The organism is Streptomyces sp. NPDC044921 (genome assembly GCF_056432865.1).
This window is the reverse complement of the sequence record NZ_JBWKIF010000048.1, coordinates 1-3,143: the sequence shown is the minus strand read 5'-3', so window position 1 is coordinate 3,143 and position 3,143 is coordinate 1. Positions and strand designations below refer to the sequence as shown.

At 72.0% G+C, this 3,143-nt stretch carries 3 protein-coding genes; all 3 read left to right on the top strand.

Annotation, left to right across the window (positions count from 1 at the left end; translation table 11 throughout):
• Positions 1–741: thiamine pyrophosphate-dependent enzyme (locus tag AC07DA_RS36055; protein ID WP_479132481.1), on the top strand; the 741-nt coding region annotated here is incomplete at its 5' end.
• A 1-nt stretch (position 742) separates the two neighbouring features.
• Positions 743–1,720 (top strand): alpha-ketoacid dehydrogenase subunit beta, encoded by a 978-nt coding sequence (locus AC07DA_RS36050; RefSeq protein ID WP_479132480.1) that lies wholly within the window; start codon positions 743–745, stop codon positions 1,718–1,720.
• Positions 1,721–1,730: 10 nt separating this feature from the next.
• The coding region (locus AC07DA_RS36045; protein WP_479132479.1) for a dihydrolipoamide acetyltransferase family protein at positions 1,731–3,143 on the top strand (1,413 nt) is incomplete at its 3' end.

Here is a 3,143-nt window from a genome sequence, read left to right as displayed (position 1 = left end):
GGTGGCTGGGACCCGAACGGGAACAACTTCCACCTCTACACGATCGTCATCGGCTCCCAGACGCTGCACGCCACCGGCTACGCGATGGGCGTCGCCAAGGACGGCGCGGACAGCGCGGTGATCGCCTACTTCGGCGACGGCGCCTCCAGCCAGGGCGACGTGGCCGAGTCGTTCACCTTCTCCGCGGTCTACAACGCCCCGGTCGTGTTCTTCTGCCAGAACAACCAGTGGGCGATCTCCGAGCCGACCGAGAAGCAGTCCCGCGTGCCGATCTACCAGCGCGCCCAGGGCTTCGGCTTCCCCGGCGTCCGGGTCGACGGCAACGACGTGCTCGGCTGCCTCGCGGTCACCCGCTGGGCGCTGGAGCGGGCGCGCAGCGGCGAGGGCCCGACCCTCGTCGAGGCGTTCACGTACCGCATGGGCGCCCACACCACCTCCGACGATCCCACCCGCTACCGGGGCGACGAGGAGCGCCAGGCCTGGGAGGCCAAGGACCCGATCCTGCGCCTGCGCCGCTACCTGGAGGCCTCGGGCCACGCGGACGAGTCGTTCTTCGCGGAACTGGAGACCGAGTCCGAGGCGTTGGGCAGGCGAGTGCGCGAGGCGGTCCGCGCCATGCCGGACCCGGACCACTTCGCGATCTTCGAGAACGTCTACGCGGACGGGCACGCGCTGGTCGACGAGGAGCGCGCCCAGTTCGCCGCGTACCAGGCGTCCTTCGCCGACGAGGGGGGTAACTGAGATGGCCGAGAAGATGGCACTGGCCAAGGCGATCAACGAGTCGCTGCGCCGCGCCCTGGAGTCCGACCCCAAGGTCCTGGTCATGGGCGAGGACGTCGGCAAGCTCGGCGGCGTCTTCCGGGTGACGGACGGCCTGCAGAAGGACTTCGGCGAGAGCCGCGTCATCGACACCCCGCTGGCCGAGTCGGGCATCGTCGGCACCGCGGTCGGCCTGGCCCTGCGCGGCTACCGCCCGGTGGTGGAGATCCAGTTCGACGGCTTCGTCTTCCCGGCCTACGACCAGATCGTCACGCAGCTCGCGAAGATGCACGCCCGTTCGCTGGGCAAGGTCAAGATGCCCGTCGTCGTGCGCATCCCCTACGGCGGCGGCATCGGCGCGGTCGAGCACCACTCGGAGTCCCCCGAGTCGCTGTTCGCGCACGTGGCGGGCCTGAAGGTGGTCAGCCCCTCGAACGCCTCGGACGCCTACTGGATGATGCAGCAGGCCATCCAGAGCGACGACCCGGTGATCTTCTTCGAGCCCAAGCGCCGCTACTGGGACAAGGGCGAGGTCAACACGGAGGCCATCCCGGGCCCGCTGCACAAGGCCCGGGTGGTCCGCGAGGGCACCGACCTGACCCTGGCCGCCTACGGCCCGATGGTGAAGCTCTGCCAGGAGGCCGCCGACGCGGCCGCCGAGGAGGGCAAGCGCCTGGAGGTCCTCGACCTGCGCTCGGTCTCCCCGCTCGACTTCGACTCGATCCAGGCGTCGGTGGAGAAGACCCGCCGCCTGGTCGTGGTCCACGAGGCGCCGGTGTTCTTCGGCTCCGGCGCGGAGATCGCCGCCCGGATCACGGAGCGCTGCTTCTACCACCTGGAGGCCCCGGTGCTGAGGGTCGGCGGCTACCACGCCCCGTACCCGCCGGCCCGCCTGGAGGAGGAGTACCTGCCGAACCTGGACCGGGTGCTGGATGCCGTCGACCGCTCGCTGGCGTACTGAGGAGAGGGTCGTGACGACGATGACGGAAGCGTCCGTGCGCGAGTTCAAGATGCCCGACGTGGGCGAGGGGCTCACGGAGGCGGAGATCCTCAAGTGGTACGTCCAGCCCGGTGACACGGTCACCGACGGGCAGGTCGTGTGCGAGGTCGAGACGGCGAAGGCGGCCGTCGAACTGCCCATCCCCTACGACGGCGTGGTCCGGGAGCTGCGCTTCCCGGAGGGCACCACGGTCGACGTGGGCACGGCGATCATCACGGTCGACGTCGGCGGCGGCGCGGCACCCGCCGCCGAGGCCGCGCCCGCGGAGGCCGTGGCCGAGCCGAAGCCCGAGGGTTCCGGCCGCCAGCCGGTCCTCGTCGGCTACGGGGTGGCGGCTTCGTCCACCCGCCGCCGTCCCCGCAAGGGCCCGGAGGTGGCCGTCGGACAGGCCTCGACGGCGATCCAGACGGAGCTGAACGGCCACGCGCCCGCGGCCCCGGCCGCGACCGTTCCGGCCCCTGCCGCCCCGGCCCCGGCCGGGGCGGACCGCCCGCTGGCCAAGCCGCCGGTCCGCAAGCTGGCCAAGGACCTCGGCGTGGACCTGACGACGGTCGTGCCGACCGGCCCGGGGGGCGTCATCACCCGCGAGGACGTGCACGCGGCGGTGGCCGCGGCCACCCCGCAGGCACCCGAGCAGGCCCCGGCGGCCGCGCCGGCCCCGGCCGCCGCCCCGGCCCCGTACGACACGGCGCGCGAGACCCGCGTCCCGGTCAAGGGCGTCCGCAAGGCGACCGCGGCGGCGATGGTCGGCTCGGCGTTCACCGCGCCGCACGTCACGGAGTTCGTCACGGTCGACGTGACGCGCACGATGAAGCTGGTCGAGGAGCTGAAGCAGGACAAGGAGTTCGCGGGCCTGCGCGTGAACCCCCTGCTGCTGATCGCCAAGGCGCTGCTCGTCGCGATCAAGCGCAACCCCGAGATCAACGCGTCCTGGGACGAGGCCGCCCAGGAGATCGTGGTCAAGCACTACGTGAACCTGGGCATCGCGGCCGCGACCCCGCGCGGCCTGATCGTGCCGAACATCAAGGACGCCCACGCCAAGACGCTGCCGCAGCTGGCCGAGTCGCTCGGCGAGCTGGTGGCGACGGCCCGCGAGGGCAGGACGTCCCCGGCGGCCATGCAGGGCGGCACGGTGACCATCACCAACGTCGGTGTCTTCGGCGTCGACACGGGCACGCCGATCCTCAACCCGGGCGAGTCCGCGATCCTCGCGGTCGGGGCGATCAAGCTCCAGCCGTGGGTCCACAAGGGCAAGGTGAAGCCCCGCCAGGTCACCACGCTGGCCCTCTCCTTCGACCACCGCCTGGTCGACGGCGAGCTGGGCTCCAAGGTCCTGGCCGACGTGGCGGCGATCCTGGAACAGCCGAAGCGCCTGATCACCTGG